Genomic DNA, 18,108 nt, shown 5'->3' on the forward strand with positions numbered 1-18,108 from the left:
ACGGCGACCACCGAGATCTACACTCTTTCCCTACACGACGCTCTTCCGATCTCATTACAAACTGGTTATCATTTGAAAATGCCATTTGTAGATAAGATTTATACATTGTCCACTTCGGTGCAAACCAAGACAATGGAAAAGCTTACAACTCAGACTAAGGACGGACAATGGCTGAATACAAATATTGACGTAAAATATAAAGTCAATAAGGAAAAAGCTATGACCGTATTCTCTAACTATACTACATTAGAGAATGTAAATGAGAATGTTATTGCCCCGGCAGTGCAAAGAGCGATTGAATCTGTTACGGGTAATTATGACATTTATGATGTTCTTGGTGCAAAACGAACTGAAGTCTATGAGGCTATTGATAAAGCTTTGAAAGAGAAGTTTCAGTCATACGATTTAGAGTTCGTTTCATTTACAATTACTGACCAAGATGCTGGTGACGAAATTGAGAACGCAATTAAAAACGAAAGTGTCAAACAAAAAGAAATTGACACTGCTAAACAAGAAAAAGCAAAAGCAGAAGTAGAAGCTGATACTAAGAAAGTTCAAGCACAAGCTGACGCTGATGCAGCTGTAATCAAAGCTGATGGAGAAGCGAAAGCTAACAAAATCAAATCAGACTCTATTACAGATTCTCTAATCCGTATGAAAGAAGCGGAAGCAAGAGAAAAACATGGTTGGGTAACTGTTAATGGTGCAAATGGTGTCATTACTAATCCTAATCAATAGTAAATGAATTTATTTGGGGTATTTGTTAAAATGGAACAATATTGCCGGTTCGATTCCGGCTGCCCTATTATTACACACCGTTCGTCTAGCGGTTAGGACGCTGCCCTTTCACGGCGGAAACACGGGTTCGAGTCCCGTACGCACCGCACATCGATAGATGTCATAGGGTTCCGTAGCTCAACTGAATAGAGCATCTGACTACGGATCAGAAGGTTACAGGTTTGAATCCTGTCGGGATCACGCAGAGACGCCCCATAATGGCTAGCCATTATGGGGCGTCCGCTATTTGTATAGTCGTGCGTGGGGCGATACCTGCATTAGCCTTAGCCTCTCGACCAAGAAGCCAACATCTGCTATTTGCACACCTAGGAATAGGGGTTATCGACTATTGGGTTAGCCCTCAATAGCCAAAGCAACGTGATCCATGCTCGTGGTCGGGGATAGGGTTAGCCTGCATTGACTTTGGCATTTCAGTTGCCCTGCCAATATCTAGCATTTATGCCGTCGAGGATAAAAAGAGCTGTATGCCCCCCTGAAGGCGCACTTTCAGAGGTCTACTCTTCACGACAGTTTGCAGAGAGTACCTGCTGGAGCTAGTCCTGGGGAAGGCGCACTTTCATAGGTCTACGCTTCACGGCAGAGGCTCAGCCTCCGATAGCGAGGGCTAGATCCGAGCCTAGCGCAGAGCCTGCCCCCTACTCCTGCACAAGGAGACCGGGATGCTGAGAGAGCCTTTGGGCAAAGGCCTCCTCGGCTTCGGGGGAGTCGATCTCGTCAATATCGAAGATATGCCGAGCCTGCATATAGATCGGCTCACGCAGCTCAAGGGTACGCTGAGTGAACTCCAGGAGCTCCGCTCCACTCTTATCTCGTATGGTCGGACGAGTGCGCTTGCAGAGCTCGAGCCGTGCAGCTAAGACTTCGGGAGAGGAACGAAAGTAGACCGTCTCGCCCGCCTGACATAGGAGCTCCATCATATCTAGGTGACAGGGCAGACCTCCCCCAGTGGCAAAGACCGTATTGCCCATACTCATGAGCTCCTGCATGACGACACGCTCCCTGCGTCTAAAGACCTCCTCACCCTCTCGAGCAAACATATCGACGACACGCTGCCTAAAGCGTGTCTCGATGAACGTATCCGTATCTATGAAGCGTAGCTGTAGACACTCGGCGAGACGACGGCCGATGGTACTCTTCCCAGAGCCCATGAAGCCAACGAGGAATATAGGTCGGTACATAGTGTATCGTGAGGGCGAGGACTTACTTCTTGTCGGGGTAAGCTATACGAGCGTGATACATCGTCTTGAGCTTGAGGTAGAAGACCTTCTTGATCTCCTTAATGTCTCGGAAGGTCAGCGGTGTATCGTTCAGTAGCCCTTCGGAGACAATCCCATCGACGATCTTGTCGATTAGCGCACGGATGCCCTCCTCGGTGTATTGGCTTAGGCTACGACTGGCAGCCTCGACACTATCGGCGAGCATGAGGATCCCCATCTCCTTTGTATAGGGGTTGGGGCCTGGGTAGGTGAAGGGCTCTGGATCGACCTGCTCCCCTGGATGCTCGTTGCAGTAAGAATTGTAGAAGTAGCGTGTCGTACTGCGCCCATGATGCGTACGGATGAACTCGATGACCTGATCGGGCAAGCCGTGCTTCTGCGCTAGCGCTACCCCATCATGCACATGCTGGATGATGATACGGGCACTCTCCTTATAGTTCAGGAAGGCATGGGGGCTATTGGTAGGCGCATTCTCGGTAAAGTACTCGGGGTGCAGCATCTTGCCTATGTCGTGGTAGAGCGCACCCGTACGGATCAGCTGGGGATCCGCACCGATCCTGGTAGCAGCGGCAGTAGCGAGGATCGACACCTGGTAGGAGTGCTGGAAGGTACCCGGGGCTACCTCAGAGAGCTCCTTGAGCAGAGGAGTAGCCATATCACTAAGCTCCACCAAGCGAACATTGGAGACATAGCCAAAGAGCTTCTCCACAATAAAGGCTAAGATGTAGGTGAACATGAGGAAGATCAGGTTCACCCCATAGAAGAGCAGGGAGATCCAGTACGAGGGGAGGATCTGCCCCTCTCGTATCCACTCGATGATCATCGACGAGCCTATATAGGCCGTGTAGACAGCGAAGGCCGCACGGATCAGCTGACCACGAGAGTTCAGACTCTGGAGCGTAAAGACCGCCACGAAGCCTACAACGAGCTGGACAAAGAGGAACGGCAAAGGCTCGGGCACGAAATACGCTGCGACCAAGATCGTCACGAGGTAACTCGTCAGAGCCAGATGGCTATCGAAGAAGATGCGCAGCAGTAGCACCAGCATCACATACGGGATCACCTCCAGCGGATACCACTCACTGCTGACCTGTAGCTCCGTCAGTGCGATGAAGGCGAGCATGATGGAGAAGAGCAGGAGGATATTGCGCCCCTGCACGCACAGAGCTCTATTGAAGAGCATGAGGTACACCCCGAGAATGGCAAAGAGGAGTGCTACGTAGAGGAAGAGCCCGAGGTTGAGTACAGACTGCGTCTCCCCACCTGCACGATGGATCTGCTCCATGCGTAGCGAGCGGAGCACATTGTATATATAGGGAGTGACGATCTCGCCCTTGTCGATGATACGCTCGCCCTGCTGCACCATACCTGTGGAGGTGGAGAGCCCGGAGAGGGCATCGGCTAGGAGCTTATCGGTGTAGTCCTTGTCATAGCGAATATTAGGCTCGAGGTAGGAGGAGACGTCCATCTTCTGGAGCTCCTCTCGGCGAAGTCCCTTCGCCTCGGCATGGTCAAAGGCTTGGTCGTAGACCTCCTTGAGGCTATAGAAGCGAGTCAGTGGGGCACGTGACAGGACATTATTCGCCCCGAGGAGGTTGAGCTCTAGGTGGCCCTCAGAGCGGAGCTTAGAGATCTCGGAGGCCTCGACGATACCGATATTGTAGCTCTTGCGCAGCACCTCTTGGAGATAGAGGTAGTAGGCACGAGGGACGGTCTGGATGAACTCCTTGGTGTAGCGGTCGTGCAGCTTATTGAGCATCCGAGGGAGCATTTCGCTGTCGAGCGTATAGACAGGTAGTGCCTCCTGACGGATGCTATCCTGCTCCATACGCATCTGCTCATCGGACTTGTATATGGGGAAGTCATACGGCGCCGTAACCAGCTCATACGCCCAAGGCTTACCACTGCTGAACTGATACTGGAAGCTCCTATTGCGAGGGGCAAGGAGCATCACGACCAAGGCAGCGAAGGCAAGGGCAATGAAGGTCTTCAGCCACAAGCTCTGGAGAATCCGTCCAAATGGTATCTTGTACATAGCCTATATATCTTATAATCTATTGAGATAAACAAAGATAAACAAAAGACACCAAGCACACATGCCCGAGAGCTCGCCTACACCCCTCGGGGCAAGGGCAGAGTCGAGCCTGCTGCATCCCGAGCTAGAACCCCAATGGGAGTATTCCTCGGGGAATGGGCAGAGGCAGGGGGAGATGATACCGAGGGGACGACCCTTTGGGGCGAGGATAAATTCACTATCTTTGCAGGCAACTAGCAGGGGGGGCTTGTCCTCACATGGCTAGGTACGGGCCCTCGTAGTTCAACGGATAGAACAAGAATTTCCTAAATTTTAGATAGCAGTTCGATTCTGCTCGGGGGTACAGCAAGGCGACAGCACGCACGAGTCTTAGGCTCATGCGTGCTGTTGCCGTTTATCAGGGGTTGGTCACGAAGTAAGGTGCACTCCCCTACCCCCGGAGAATCCCCAAGTATAGCCTCACGAAGTGAAGCTATACGCCACAATACAAAAGACCCGAGCGAAGGTGTGCCAGCGTGGCACGAGCCCTTCGCTCGGGTCTTGTCTGTCTATGCAGGTGGGACTATTCGTCCGCTGAATGTTCGTCGGCCTTAGCTGCAGAGGCGAGCTCACGCTGACGTGCGACAGCCTCCTCGTAGCTCATAGGACGAGAGGGACGAGGAGCAGGGACTGCTGCACTCGGACGTTCGTCTGTCGAGGGTGTGGGCTGGGGCGTAACGGGACGCTGAGGCTGAGCCTGCTGAGATTCACGAGCAGACTCGGCACTCTGCTGAGACTGAGCCTGACGCTCCTCATGAGACTCTCTGCGCTCAGAGGGAGAGGTAGAGTTCTCCGTAGAGGAGGGATGCCCCTCGGGGCGAGGACGACGTACCTGCCCCTCGTGCTGCGCCTGAGTGCTGGATGAGGGATTAGCCGTAGGACGAGGCTGGGCAGGCTGAGCCTGCTCCGATGGAGCTACCGATGAGGACTGCTGGCTCTGCCCCATAGCAGAGGACTGAGAGGAGCTCTGCTGGGCGGGACGCTGCTCTCTACCCTCGGCTGTACGCTCGGGACGAGGACGGCGCTCCCCCTGCTCACGCTGGGGATTAGGGGTGGAGGACTGCTGGGGGGCACCTTCGCTGGAGCGGGACTGGTTGTCGCCATTCCCGTTGCGTTCGGGGCGAGGGCGACGTTCGCCCTGCTCACGTGCCCCAGCTTGATTGGGGGTAGAGGAGTTGGGCTGGTTGCCTTGATTAGGACGCTGTCCTTGGGACTGACGCTGCTGTCCACCCCGACCATTCTCCTGATTACCTCGCCCTGCATCCTGTGCGCCACGAGCATTGTCTTGGCCACCACGAGGATTTTCATTGCCACTGCGGTTGGAGTCTCGGCCGCCTTCGTCTCGGCGAGGACGATCCTTACCCTCCTGAGGTCCACGGGTGGAGGACATGGGGAGAGGGAGGTTGCTAGAGGACTGGGGCTGTTGCTGTCGCTGTGCTCCTTGGGACGTAGAGGAGGTAGAGGAGGAAGAGGAGGTGTCTTGCTCCTTGTCACGGTTCTTATCCTTGCCCTTCTTCTTATTCTTGCTCTTGGACTTTTCTCTCTGCAGAGCCTCATCGTCAGGGCGACGGCGCAGGGAGGGAGCTATCTCCTTCTTGAGGGAGCGGAGGTTGAGGTTCAGAGCCTCGACTGATATCTGGATCTCCCAGATACATAGGCAGAGCGATAGGGCTAGCAAGACCATGCCCAGGCCAAAGACCCAGCCCCCGAGGAGGTTCCACTCTAGGTAATAGAAGAACATCGCAGCCAAGCAGACCAGTAGGCTACTCACGCCTAGGATCTGCATGGCACGGATGAGGTTGAGGCGACGATAGAGGTTGTCGATCTGCGCCAGAGAGGTTGCTTCGCCCTCGGGGTTGCTCTCATACTTCTCCTTGAGGTTGCGCACAATGGAGGCGTAGGAAAGGAAGCGGTTGGTATAGGCCAGCAGGATCAGCGAGATGGCCGAGAAGAGGAGCGAGGGAGTCGTTAGATTAAGCTCGTTCATACTGATGAATGAGTAAGCGTGATGGTGAATGAATCTAATAGCGTGGAGCAAGACGCTCATGCAGTCTGCGATGTAGGATCGAGACCAGGATGTGCTTGACCACGGTGAGGTCTACTTCGTGCCCGACCTCTTGGGCGATAGAGGCGACCTTGCCCTGCTTGAATCCACAAGGATTGATGAGCTGGAAGGGGGATAGGTCGTTGTTTACGTTGAGAGCAAAGCCGTGCATCGTGACGAAGCGACTACTCTTGACACCGATGGCACAGATCTTGCGCTCACGAGCGGGGTCTCCGACATCGAGCCATACTCCTGTAGCCCCATCCTTGAGCCCAGCCTCTATGCGGTAGAAGCGTAGGAGCTCGATGACAGACTGCTCGAGGAGCTCAATGTAAGCCTTGAGGCCTAGGTGGAAGCGCTCGAGATCTAGGATCGGGTAGCCCGTGAGCTGTCCGGGACCGTGGTAGGTCACATCCCCGCCCCGCTCGACCTCGTAGAAGTCATAGCCCTGCTCACGAAGGAAGTCGGGGCTCATCAAGACGTTGGCGGAGTCGGCATGCTTCCCCATCGTAAAGACGGGATTGTGCTCACAGAAGAGTAGGTAGCTCTCGGTAGGACGTCCCTCATGCTTGGCTTCGAGCTGCGTAGCGAAGAGGTCACGCTGTAGCTCCCAAGCCTCGGCATAGGCTATGCGTCCGAGGTCTCGGTAGACAAACGGCTCTTCGTAGGGCTCTAGTGGAGTCTCCTGCACACTCCCATCTGTGATCGTAATGCACTGACCATCGTAGCCAGGCTGGAGGTCAGAGGGGAGGAGAGAGAGGAGCTGATGATGCAGAGGTGCGTGGTGCGAGAGGTGGGTCAGCAGGGTCAGCTGCGGGCGATGAGGGAGGTGCGAGAGGTGCTCCTGCACATCCAGCACAGACTGGTGACTCGGGTGAGGACGCTGATAGCGTAGAGCGTTGATGACGAGGAGCTGTGTGCCCTCGACCTTCGCCCATTCCTCGGGAGAGACCGCCTTCATATCTGTGATGTAGGTAAGCCCCCCGATACGATAACCTACTATGGGGAGGGAACCATGATCGAGGAAGATCGGAGTGATCGTCTCCCCAAAGAGCTCAAAGGGCGCATCTGCCCCTTCGCCGATCGGGCGAAGGACAAGACGAGGAGTACCTGGATAAGGATTCGGACCGAAGGCATAGTGCATGCGGGTATGCACCGACTCCAACACACGCTCCTGACCATAGATCGGCAGCTCCTGACGCCAAGCGATCGTACGGACGTCATCCAGCCCAAAGGTATGGTCGTAGTGCTCATGGGTCAGTAGAATGGCGTCTATACGATCCAGCCTCAGGGCGACAGCCTGCTCGTGGAAGTCTGGACCACAATCTATGAGGATACGTCGCCCAGAGTCCGTGATGACAAGGGCGGAGGTGCGTAGGCGACGATCTCGGGGATCATCGCTGTGACAGGCAGGACAGCCACATCCCACCTCGGGGACACCTGTACTCGTACCTGTACCTAGGAGAATAACCTTCATCGCTTAGGGAGGGGAAGCCTTTTGATTTAGAGGTCGTGCACCTCGTCAAGGCTACCCCATACACAGAGGGGATTGATTGTTTAACTAAATGGAAAGATCCAAGAGGGACAAAGAGCCCCGTAGGCTACACGATATAGCGCACCTCGGGCTCTAGGTGTATCCCGAAGCGTGCCTGCACCTGCTGCTGGATATACTCAGCTAGGTTAGCGATATCCTGCCCAGTGGCCTGCCCATCGGCATTGATGAGCACGAGGGCTTGACGCTCATATACCCCAGCATGGCCTAGGCGATAGCCTTTGAGTCCACAGGTATCGATGAGCCAGCCTGCTGGCACCTTCACCCGCCCATCTGGCTGGGGATAGTGAGGGGCATTGGGATACTGCTCACGTAGAGCCTCGAAGACCGAAGCCTCCACGACGGGGTTCATAAAGAAGCTCCCTGCACTACCGATCACCTTGGGGTCGGGGAGCTTGGCCTCTCGTATCGAGATGACCTCCCGACGTACGTCCGCAGGTGTGGGGGTGGCATAGCGCTGTGTGATCCGCTCCCTCAGGTCGGCATAGTCTAGCTGTAGGCTGGGCTTCTTGTCCAGCCTGAGGTGTACGTGTGTGATGATGTAATCTTCGTAGCCAGGTTCCTTGAAGATACTATGGCGGTAGGCATAGGCGCACTCATCGACAGAGAAGACACGCTCCTCAGCAGTGCGTCGGTGGAAGGTATGGACAGCTTGTATCCTCTGACAGACCTCTACCCCATAGGCTCCGATATTCTGTATCGCTGCCGCCCCGACTTGGCCTGGGATCAAGGAGAGATTCTCAATGCCCCCTAGCCCTAGATCGGTCATCTGCTGGACGAAATCATCCCAGTGGACACCTGAGCCAACGAGGTAATCTACATGTGAATCATCCTCTCCTAGGAGCTCGATAGTCTTGAGCTCCGAGAAGAGGATGATCCCATGAAAGTTGGTAAGGAAGAGCAGGTTGCTCCCCTCGCCGATGGTGACACAGCGGCACTCCTGGAAGTACTCGTCCCGTGCTAGTAGATGCAGATCCTCTAGGCTCCGATAAGAGATGAACCAATCAGCTTGGGCATCGATACCAAAGGTATTATGCTTACGGAGCAAATAGTTCTGCTTTATCTCCATAGATATGGTACTCGTGCGGGCGTCCTAGTACTAGAGGTCGTTCTCTAGGAGCCAAGCATCCTTGAAGTCAGGAGCGAAGCGTGAGCGGATAGCATCACGGCTAGCGACGGCTTCATCGCGTGTGTCATAGCTAGCTACGATGACACGTAGCATACCGGCATCGTTGGTGGCTAGGACGGCATTATAGCCCTGCCCCTCCATACGATCCTTGAGGCTACGTGCATTCGTGGGGTTCTGAAAGCTCCCGACGACTACACTGAAGCGCTTCAGGCGAGTAGCGTCCTCACCAGAATAGGTGGAGACACGCTCCTTACGGACGGTGACAGGTGCAGCAGTGCTGACTGCTGGTGCTTCGTACTCGGCAGCAGGCTTGGTGTCTTGAGTGGCGACCTCACGCTGCTTAGCCTGCTCGTAGGCCTTTCTATAGGCACTCTGCTTGGCCTTACAAGAGCTCAGTGATACGAGTGAGATAAGAGCCAAGGAGGCAAAGATGATTTTCTTCATAATTCAAACTTCAATTATGTGGTGACACAATATGCAAAAGTACTGATGCACAAAGTTAAGAAATAAATAAAACTAAACCTTCCTCTTAAGAAGATGCTCCTGCAGGAGCGTCCATACATAGAAGAGATCCCGACGCGCAAAGGTATAGAGTAGGACGAGATAAGCCACCCCCATGACAACCCCGCCGATAGCTAGACGCAGGAAGTCAGAGAGCCCCGAGGTTAGATAAGTATCCACACCCCATACTGCTATTCCAGAGACCCCACTCATAAGGAAGAAGGGCAGTAGCTCAGAGAGTTGATTCCAGATTGTGTAATTGATGAAGCGTCCCGAGTAGTAGCTATTGATGAAGAGGAAAATAACCTGACTAATGACTGTACTCCACAGCAACCCATAAACCCCCCAATAGCAACTAAAGGACAGGGCTATCACCATGGCAATGACACCTATAATGCGCCTCACAATGTCAATCCTTAAGAAGAGATCTCCACGCCCCTTGACCATTAACACATTCGCATTATAGTCAATCAGTGGAGACAAAAGGCCTGCTAAGCAAAGAATCTGAAAGAAACCTGCAGCCTCCATCCACTTCTCTCCAAACAGAACATGATATAGAGGATGAGCAAGCACCAAGAGCATGGTTAAAATGGGAGCTGAGAGCTGCACCAGCAGACGCATAGCTTTACGATAGCCGGCTCTTAGTAATTCTACTTCATTTTGCACTCGTACGAGCACTGGCAGTGAGACCTTGTTAATTGGATCCGCAAGGACAGAGACTGGAACCACATAGAAAGTATTGGCTTGACCATACAACCCCAGCGTGCGCATAGAAAAGTAACGACCGACAAAAATCGTGGCAACATTGTCATACACAGCCCTTGTCACATTTGTCAAAGCAACACGCCAACCGAAGTCAAAATGCACCTTGAACCGTTCCTTATCAAAAACCCTCTTTGGTCTCCAAGGCGAATAGTTCCAGACTAAAACTGCATTCATTATAGACTGAGCAAAAGCCATCCCTACCAGCGACCAAACTCCGAAACCAAGTGTAGCCATAGCAATACCTACCCCACCTGAAGCAAGACCGTTAAAGAGCTGTACATACATCTGCTTCTTAAACTCCATCCGTCGCCAGAGCAAGACCCTCTGCACAGAGGCCAGCGAATAAATAATATTCGGGATACCATACACCCTAAGGATAAGGCAGAGTTTGGGATCACGGAAATAATCGGCCACCCATGGCGCTATCAGAAAGAGGAGGAGATAGAAGAACAAACTTGCGCCTAGATTGTAGTAGAAGACCGTAGACAGATCCCTTTCATCCAAGGTCTCTTGTCTAGTGAGAGAGCTACTAAATCCCGCCTCTGACAAGGTTTGAGTAATAGCAAGGAAGATCGTCAGGACAGCAACTGCGCCAAAGTCATCAGGCGTCAACAAGCGAGCCAAGACCAACTGCACCAAAAAAGTCGTGATACGCCCGACGGCCTGCTGGGCTGTCGCCCAGCCAAACCCAGAGACAGACTTCTTCTTTAACTCCTGAATATCCGAAGTCAAATTACCTAGAGTCTCATCTTGCTTCGCCTTTTCGGCCTCTGTTTGCTCGTTTTCTTGCATCTATTACCTATAATTATGACCGCTAGCATCCCTCAATCTCTGAGGGATTAGCGACAACGGGGAGAACTTCCCCTATAAACAACGTTTAGTTTAAGATTACTATATATTCTTCCGCCTCTAGAGCCCCAGCCCTAAGGCATAGCCGTCGAGTACCCTACGGGTCTCGTCCAGACGCTCACGTAGCTCTTGGCTCACGCAGACGAGGGGCAGACGTAGACTCTCTGTATCTATGAGCCCCATTAGGTGCAGCAGGGCCTTGATCCCAGCTGGGTTGCCCTCCTGGAAGAGCTGTGTATTCAGCTGGCGCATCGCAGTCTGGATCATATCGGCCTCGTTGTACCGCCCATCCATCGCTAAGTGGATCAGGCGGGAGGTGAGGCGAGGGTAAGCATTCCCTGCGACAGAGATTACACCTCGAGCGCCATTCTGAACGAAGGCTACACAGAGAGCATCGTCACCTGAGAGGACGACAAAGTCCTCTGGGAGCTCGGACGAGGTAATCTGACCTGCCTGCTGAGGGAAGCCCGAGGCCTCCTTCACCCCTACAATATTACTATGCGTGCGCGCGAGACGCACGACGGTATCAGAGGCCATATTGACCCCGACTCGTGAGGGTACGTTGTAGAGGATCAGCGGGAGTTCACTACGCTGGGCGAGGTAGGAGAAGTGCTGGAAGATCCCTTCCTGAGAGGGCTTGTTGTAGTAGGGCACTACGGAGAGGACACCACTGACTCCACGCGTATCCATAGCCTGGATGCGCTCTCCCGTCTCGACGGTGTCATTCCCTCCGAGTCCGACCACGATCGGACACCGCCCTGCGACCTGCTCAACGACTCGCCGAGTGACAGCCTCACGCTCTGGACGGGTCAGACAAGGTGACTCTCCCGTCGTACCGTGTACCACGAGGAAGTCCATTGCTTGGTCACGCAGCAGGTGCTCAAGCAGTCGCTCTAGACTCTTATAGTCTATCTTGTTATCATCCGTAAAAGGTGTAACGAGGGCAACACCTAGCCCCGTAAAGGGATGCTTGCTCATAAGTCTTCTCTCAGCTATGTCCCCTCCTTTGGGAGAGGCAGTGAAGATATTTATTGACAAAGGTAGTGATTTTCACAGCTCTTTCCTTACACCCCCCGACGAGGACTAACGCATGAAATCACTAGAGGGCGAGGACAAAGTGCTCGAGGAGCATACACTGAAGTCGGAAACAACTGCAATCTAGGCATCGACATACCAAGCGTACACCTCCTACCTAGGAGGGAAGTGTGTACACGCTTGTACACTATAGTATACACGTGTGTACACATCAGTGTACACACGTGTATACTTCCCCGCTCTAAGTATATCCTCGGAAGGGCTTTTAGTATGCTCTCTTCAGAGCCTGTATCTAGGGGCTTCTGAGGCACAGCTAAACCCCTTAGGAACACGAAATAACAGCCCCACAAGCACCCAAGAGAGCAGAACATAAAAAAGAGATATGCACCAGCTGTGCGACCCAGCCTTACCCTCTTCGCTAGGATTCTCCCAGCGCTCCAATCACGCAGCTCTCCAGCCTCCACCACGAAACACATAGCGGACACGCAACACCCACCCTAGCCGACATTACGTATCCTATGAGTATAGGACATATAATGCTCGCCCCCGTCACCTTACATAGGTAACGGGGGCGAACATACCGTTGCCTCTAGAGGGGGATTACACAAACTCAGATAGGGGAGTCAACGTGCCAGCTAAAGTTCCTAGGCAAGTAGGACGACTCAGATCCGCAGAGAAGTGGCTTATTCGCTCACCTTCTATCACGACACATGGCTGAATAAGTAGCCCCTACCCTACACATAGTTCTCTGATTGGCTAGCTACAGATAAAGTCGTATCTTTGCGCATCACAATTAAGTAGACTAAATAACAAACATAAACTAAGAACATCTCGTATGTCACTTCAAGAACACCGTGGTCAGGATACCTTAGACGTAATTGACGAAAAGGTAATGCAAGGGGAAAAGTTCTTCGAACGCCACGGCAAGAAGATCATGATCGCCGTCGGGGCAGTCGTCCTTATCGCACTAGCTATCTTCGCCTACATCAAGTTCATCAAGGAGCCCAACAACGCTAAGGCCTCTAGCCAAATGTTCGTTGCCGAAGAGAACTTCATCATGGGTCAGGATAGCCTCGCACTGAAGGGCGTAACGGCTAACCCAGGCTTCGAGGGTATCGCCAAGAATTTCTCTGGCACCGATGCCGCCAACCTCGCCCACGCCTACGCAGGTATCTGCCTCTATGATATGGGACGATACCAGGAGGCTCTTGGTGAGCTCCAGAAGTTCTCGTCTGACGAGAAGCTTGTCTCCCCCTCTATCCAGCGTATGATCGGAGACTGCTACGTACAGCTCGGCAAGCTCGAGGATGCCCTCAAGAGCTACGAGTCAGCAGCCAAGCTCGCCGATAGCGAAGCGATCTCCCCCAGCTGCCTCATCAAGGCCGGCCACGTCTACGAGAAGCTCGGCAAGTACGACCAGGCTGTAGCTGCCTACCAGCAGATCAAGGACAAGTACTACACCTCGCCCGAGGCGGAGAGCGTAGAGGCTGACCTCATCCGTGCACGTGCCGCAGGAGGTAAGTAAGGCTCACGCTACACCTTATATATAAGATGTCCACGATCAATCATATCGCCACCCCACACCATAGCGAAGTACCCACAGCCGAAGGGCTGCGCATCGGCATCGCCGTATCCGAGTGGAACAGCAATATCACAGAGCCCCTACTCGAGGGGGCGAAGTCCGTCCTACGTGCCCGAGGAGCCGAGGAGATCACGATCTTCCGTGTCCCTGGAGCCTTTGAGCTCGTGAATGCCTCGGCTCGCCTCCGTGCACAGGGTGTAGATGCTGTGATCGCTATCGGATGTGTTGTACGGGGTGACACCGCTCACTTCGACTACATCTGCCAGGGAGTGACCTCCGGTATCTCTTCTCTGAATGCCCAGCTAGTCAGTGTAGAGGGCAAAGAGGATCGCTACGTACCCGTAATCTTCGGTGTCCTCACCACAGAGAATATGGCTCAGGCAGAGGAACGTGCAGGGGGTAGACTAGGCAATAAGGGGGCCGAAGCAGCAGAGACTGCACTGAAGATGTGCCGCCCTATTTGCATAATTGAAAAATAGTATCTACCTTTGCAACGCTAAACCAAAAAGGATGGGCAGTTACCAGAGTGGCCAAATGGGGCTGACTGTAACTCAGCTGGCTTACGCCTTCGGTGGTTCGAATCCATCACTGCCCACTCTCTAAGGATTGCGGAAGTAGCTCAGTTGATAGAGCATTAGCCTTCCAAGCTAAGGGTCGCGGGTTTGAGCCCCGTCTTCCGCTCATAGGTTGGTAGAGCTACTACCCAAGAAAACAAAGCGAGGATCTCAGCCGAGATCCTCGCTTTTATTTTACCTATATCCCCAAGACAATCACAGCCTCCTAATCCGCCTTCTTAGCTAGAACAATCCCCCCATAGGAGGAGCAATACTCCCACCCCGCCCCCTCGACTAGAGGGCTCGTTAGACTCCAAATAGAACCGTACACCAAAGTCTGAACCTAACCCACGAGGAGCCCTATGGTAGCCACACTACGTATAATGAGCCCAATGGGAGCACTATCCCACACAAAATACGTAAATTTGTACCCCACAATTAGGTAGCATGCCTACCTCATAAGGCACAGACATAATAAAGAATTCATATAGGTTTATATCACACGCTATGGAGTTAGCTACGAAGTATAGCCCCGAGGCTGTAGAGAGTCACTGGTACGAGTACTGGATGAAGCACCGCCTCTTCCACTCAGAGCCTGACCATCGCCCTGCTTACACTGTCGTCATTCCCCCGCCCAACGTAACGGGTGTCCTGCACATGGGACACATGCTGAATAACAGCATCCAAGATATCCTCGTGCGCCGTGCTCGTATGCGGGGCTTCAATGCCTGCTGGGTGCCTGGGACAGACCATGCCTCCATCGCTACGGAGGCTAAGGTCGTAGGCAGACTCGCTGCACAGGGTATACAGAAGCAAGACCTAACCCGCGAGCAGTTCCTAGAGCATGCCTGGGAATGGACTCGAGAGCACGGGGGGATTATCCTCGAGCAGCTCAAGAGACTAGGCGCCTCCTGCGACTGGGAGCGCACGGCCTTCACGATGGATGAGGAGCGTAGCCAGAGCGTCATTGACGTCTTCGTAGAGCTCTATCGCCAGGGGCTGATCTATCGTGGTGTGCGTGTGGTGAACTGGGACCCCAAGGCCCGCACAGCCCTCAGTGACGAAGAAGTCGTCTATCAGGAGCAGCAGGGCAAGCTCTATTACCTGCGCTACTACGTCGAGGGAGAGGATCGCTACGTCGTCGTGGCTACGACCCGCCCCGAGACCATCATGGGGGATACCGCTGTGTGCATCAACCCCGAGGACGAGCGTTATCACTTCCTCAAGGGTAAGCGCCTCATCATCCCCCTCGTAGGGCGAGCTGTCCCCGTGATCGAGGACGAATATGTAGATATAGAGTTCGGTACAGGATGCCTCAAGGTAACCCCTGCTCACGACGTCAATGACTATATGCTCGGAGAGAAGCACCAGCTGGAGACGATCGACATCTTCCACGATGACGGTTCGCTCAACGAGCATGGAGGAGTCTACGCAGGGATGGATCGCTTCGAGGTCAGAGAGAAGATCGAGGCTGATCTAGCCGCCGCAGGACTGCTGGAGAAGGTCGAGGCCTACACCAACAAGGTTGGGCACTCCGAGCGTACCTTTGTCCCCATCGAGCCTAAGCTCTCGATGCAGTGGTTCCTCCGTATGGAGGGTCTTGCCGCACCAGCCCTCGATGCCGTGATGAAGGATGAGATCCGCCTGCACCCTGCCAAGTTCAAGAACACCTACCGCTACTGGATGGAGAACATCAAGGATTGGTGTATCAGTCGCCAGCTCTGGTGGGGGCACCGCATCCCCGCCTACTACCTCCCCGATGGGAGCTTCGTCGTAGCGAGCTCGGACGAGGAAGCGCTCCGCCTAGCACAGGAGAAGGTACCCAGCCTCAGAGCCGAAGACCTGCGTCGTGAGAGTGACTGCCTAGACACCTGGTTCTCCTCTTGGCTCTGGCCCATCACAGTCTTTGCCCCAGCGATGAGCCGAGATGATAAGGAGCTGAGCTATTACTACCCCACCTCAGACCTTGTCACAGGGCCTGATATTCTCTTCTTCTGGGTAGCACGTATGATTATGGCAGGCTATGCCTTCCAGGGGAAGAAGCCCTTCGAGAATGTCTATCTCACGGGGATCGTGCGTGACAACCAAGGACGCAAGATGTCCAAGACCCTCGGAAACTCCCCCGATCCTCTCGACCTAATAGATAAGTACGGTGCTGATGGTGTCCGTATGGGGCTCATCATGAGTGCCCCTGCAGGGAACGACATCCTCTTCGATGAGTCTCTCTGTGAGCAAGGGCGCAACTTCTGCAACAAGATCTGGAATGCCTTCCGCCTCGTCAAGGGATGGACGGATGATGCCTCCGAGGCTCCCCAGCCCGAGGCCTCCCGCCTCGCCTCCTACTGGATGCGCCAGGTGCTCAGCAAGGCTGCGACAGAGTTGGAGGATCTCTTCTCCAAGTACCGCATCAGCGAAGCCCTTACCCTCGTCTACAAGCTCATCCGTGATGACTTCTCCTCCTACTATCTGGAGCTCATCAAGCCAGCCTATGGCACCCCGATCGATCGTGTGACGTGTGATGAGGCGCTTGGCTTCTTTGACGAAGTCCTGCGCATCCTGCACCCCTTCATGCCGTTCATCACGGAGGAGCTGTGGCAGAACCTCGCTGAGCGTAAGGAGGGCGAGAGCATCATGAATGCTCAGCAGCGCCCTGCGGGATCTTTTGATGAAGCCTTCCTCGCCCGCTTCGCTGCTGTGCAGGAGCTCATCACCTCGATCCGTAGCCTGCGCACGAGCAAGAACCTCTCCCCCCGTGAGGCACTCACCCTAGAGGCCTCCGAGAGCTACCCCAGCGAGCTAGACGAAGTCCTCATCAAGATGGCTGGACTCTCCGAGATCGACCGTAGTGGCAAGCGTAGCGAGGGTGCTGTAAGCTTCGTCATCGGCACAGACGAGTTCGCTGTACCTATGGCCGCCTACATCAATGTCGAGGAGGAGCTCGCCAAGCTCCGTGCTGACCTCGAGTATCAGCAGAAGTTCCTCGCTGGTGTAGAGAAGAAGCTCAGCAACGAGAGCTTCGTCTCCAAGGCTCCAGAGGCGGTCATCGCCCTAGAGCAAAAGAAGAAGGCCGATGCCGAGAGCCGTATCGCCAGCATTGAGCAGAGTATCCGTCAGCTATCCGGCAAGTAGTGAGCCAGACGCACCTCCCCCCCTTCGACAAGGCTGCCTACACTCCTCAGAATCACCCCTACGCCATACACGTAGGTGAGGTGATCGAGGAGAAGGTGCATCGTCGTCTCCCCGCCCCTATCCTGCGCACGCTGGAGCGCATCATACATCAGCGGGAGATCAACGATATCCTCTATCGGTATAGCCACCTAGAGGGAATGGACTTCCTAGAGGCACTCGTAGGAGAGTTCCGCCTAGATCTTGACTGGGTACATCCCGTGCGTCTGCCCGAGCATGGGCGGTGCATCTTCGCCAGCAATCACCCTCTAGGGGGTATGGATGGTATCGCCATCTCTTATATGCTGGGACGACACTATGGGGATATACGCTATATGGTCAATGACATGCTCTATCACCTGAAGCCCCTACAGCCTGTCTTCCTGCCCCTCAACAAGCATGGGGCGCAGGGCAAGGAAGCGGTATCACTGCTCCAGGAGGCTATGCAGAGTGATGTCCCCATCGGCACCTTCCCCGCAGGCTTCTGCTCACGTGTCTACGATGGCAAGATCCAGGATCAGATATGGCGCAAGACCTTCGTCTCGCAGGCTATCCACCACGAGCGTGACATCGTCCCCCTACACTTCGTGGGGCAGAACTCCCGACACTTCTACTGGATATGGCACCTCAAGAATGCCCTGCGTATGAAGTTTGACATCGGGACAGCCCTTCTACCCGACGAACTCTTCCGTGCAGTAGGGAAGAGCTTCCGCATCATCGTCGGCGAACCAATCCCCTGGCAGAGTCTGCGTGACAGCACCCTCCGCCCCGAGGAAGAGGCAACCCGCATACGAAGTATCTGCTACGCCCTCAGAGATGAGTACGAGCGCAGGAAGAAGTAAC

The 18,108-nt window shown here is 54.0% G+C and carries 11 protein-coding genes, 4 tRNA genes and 1 pseudogene; 8 read left to right on the forward strand and 8 right to left on the reverse strand.

Translation table 11 applies throughout. The features are described 5' to 3' along the window. The first annotated feature begins 904 nt into the window (after positions 1–904). A tRNA-Arg gene (locus QZ554_RS03600) sits at positions 905–978 on the forward strand. Between the two features lie 455 nt (positions 979–1,433). Here QZ554_RS03600 and QZ554_RS03605 read toward each other — a convergent pair. Then, a complete protein-coding gene (locus tag QZ554_RS03605; protein WP_297194471.1) occupies positions 1,434–1,976 on the reverse strand; it encodes a shikimate kinase in 543 nt (180 codons plus the stop codon). A gap of 22 nt (positions 1,977–1,998) precedes the next feature. After that, positions 1,999–4,050, reverse strand: coding sequence for an HDIG domain-containing metalloprotein (locus tag QZ554_RS03610; protein ID WP_297194473.1), 2,052 nt, complete (start codon positions 4,048–4,050; stop codon positions 1,999–2,001). 271 nt (positions 4,051–4,321) lie between these two features. Here QZ554_RS03610 and QZ554_RS03615 point away from each other — a divergent pair. After that, positions 4,322–4,393: transfer RNA gene (locus QZ554_RS03615), tRNA-Arg, on the forward strand. A 1,290-nt stretch (positions 4,394–5,683) separates the two neighbouring features. Here QZ554_RS03615 and QZ554_RS03620 read toward each other — a convergent pair. The 6 genes and pseudogenes from QZ554_RS03620 to dapA all read right to left on the reverse strand — a co-directional run. Beyond that, positions 5,684–6,076, reverse strand: a pseudogene (locus tag QZ554_RS03620) (DUF2721 domain-containing protein); the annotation flags it as partial. 34 nt (positions 6,077–6,110) lie between these two features. Beyond that, positions 6,111–7,610, reverse strand: a complete 1,500-nt coding sequence (gene lipB, locus QZ554_RS03625) for a lipoyl(octanoyl) transferase LipB (RefSeq protein WP_297194475.1) — start codon at positions 7,608–7,610, stop codon at positions 6,111–6,113. A 124-nt stretch (positions 7,611–7,734) separates the two neighbouring features. After that, positions 7,735–8,754 carry a UDP-N-acetylmuramate dehydrogenase gene (gene murB / locus QZ554_RS03630; RefSeq protein ID WP_297194477.1) on the reverse strand — a complete coding sequence of 340 codons (1,020 nt, stop codon included), beginning with the start codon at positions 8,752–8,754 and terminating at the stop codon, positions 7,735–7,737. A 30-nt stretch (positions 8,755–8,784) separates the two neighbouring features. Next, positions 8,785–9,258 (reverse strand): SPOR domain-containing protein, encoded by a 474-nt coding sequence (locus tag QZ554_RS03635; RefSeq protein WP_297194478.1) that lies wholly within the window; start codon positions 9,256–9,258, stop codon positions 8,785–8,787. 72 nt (positions 9,259–9,330) lie between these two features. Then, positions 9,331–10,872, reverse strand: a complete 1,542-nt coding sequence (locus QZ554_RS03640; protein ID WP_297194480.1) for a lipopolysaccharide biosynthesis protein — start codon at positions 10,870–10,872, stop codon at positions 9,331–9,333. Between the two features lie 117 nt (positions 10,873–10,989). Continuing rightward, positions 10,990–11,907 carry a 4-hydroxy-tetrahydrodipicolinate synthase gene (dapA, locus tag QZ554_RS03645; RefSeq protein ID WP_297194482.1) on the reverse strand — a complete coding sequence of 306 codons (918 nt, stop codon included), beginning with the start codon at positions 11,905–11,907 and terminating at the stop codon, positions 10,990–10,992. An 892-nt stretch (positions 11,908–12,799) separates the two neighbouring features. On the opposite strand from dapA, the gene QZ554_RS03650 reads away from it, so the two are divergent. The 6 genes from QZ554_RS03650 to QZ554_RS03675 all read left to right on the forward strand — a co-directional run bounded on the left by QZ554_RS03650 (position 12,800) and on the right by QZ554_RS03675 (position 18,107). Then, a complete protein-coding gene (locus tag QZ554_RS03650; protein ID WP_297194483.1) occupies positions 12,800–13,489 on the forward strand; it encodes a tetratricopeptide repeat protein in 690 nt (229 codons plus the stop codon). A 26-nt stretch (positions 13,490–13,515) separates the two neighbouring features. Then, positions 13,516–14,025, forward strand: coding sequence for a 6,7-dimethyl-8-ribityllumazine synthase (gene ribH, locus QZ554_RS03655; protein ID WP_297194485.1), 510 nt, complete (start codon positions 13,516–13,518; stop codon positions 14,023–14,025). Between the two features lie 33 nt (positions 14,026–14,058). Further along, positions 14,059–14,141: transfer RNA gene (locus tag QZ554_RS03660), tRNA-Tyr, on the forward strand. A gap of 13 nt (positions 14,142–14,154) precedes the next feature. Next, a tRNA-Gly gene (locus QZ554_RS03665) sits at positions 14,155–14,227 on the forward strand. A gap of 380 nt (positions 14,228–14,607) precedes the next feature. Further along, the gene (locus QZ554_RS03670; protein WP_297194487.1) at positions 14,608–17,229 is read left to right on the forward strand and encodes a valine--tRNA ligase; all 2,622 of its coding nucleotides are present in this window, start codon (positions 14,608–14,610) and stop codon (positions 17,227–17,229) included. Next, positions 17,229–18,107, forward strand: coding sequence for a glycerol acyltransferase (locus QZ554_RS03675; protein WP_297194489.1), 879 nt, complete (start codon positions 17,229–17,231; stop codon positions 18,105–18,107). Before QZ554_RS03670 ends, QZ554_RS03675 begins: the two co-directional genes overlap by 1 nt. Position 18,108 lies beyond the last annotated feature (1 nt).

It is taken from the genome of uncultured Porphyromonas sp. (assembly GCF_915070105.1).
Lineage (GTDB): Bacteria > Bacteroidota > Bacteroidia > Bacteroidales > Porphyromonadaceae > Porphyromonas.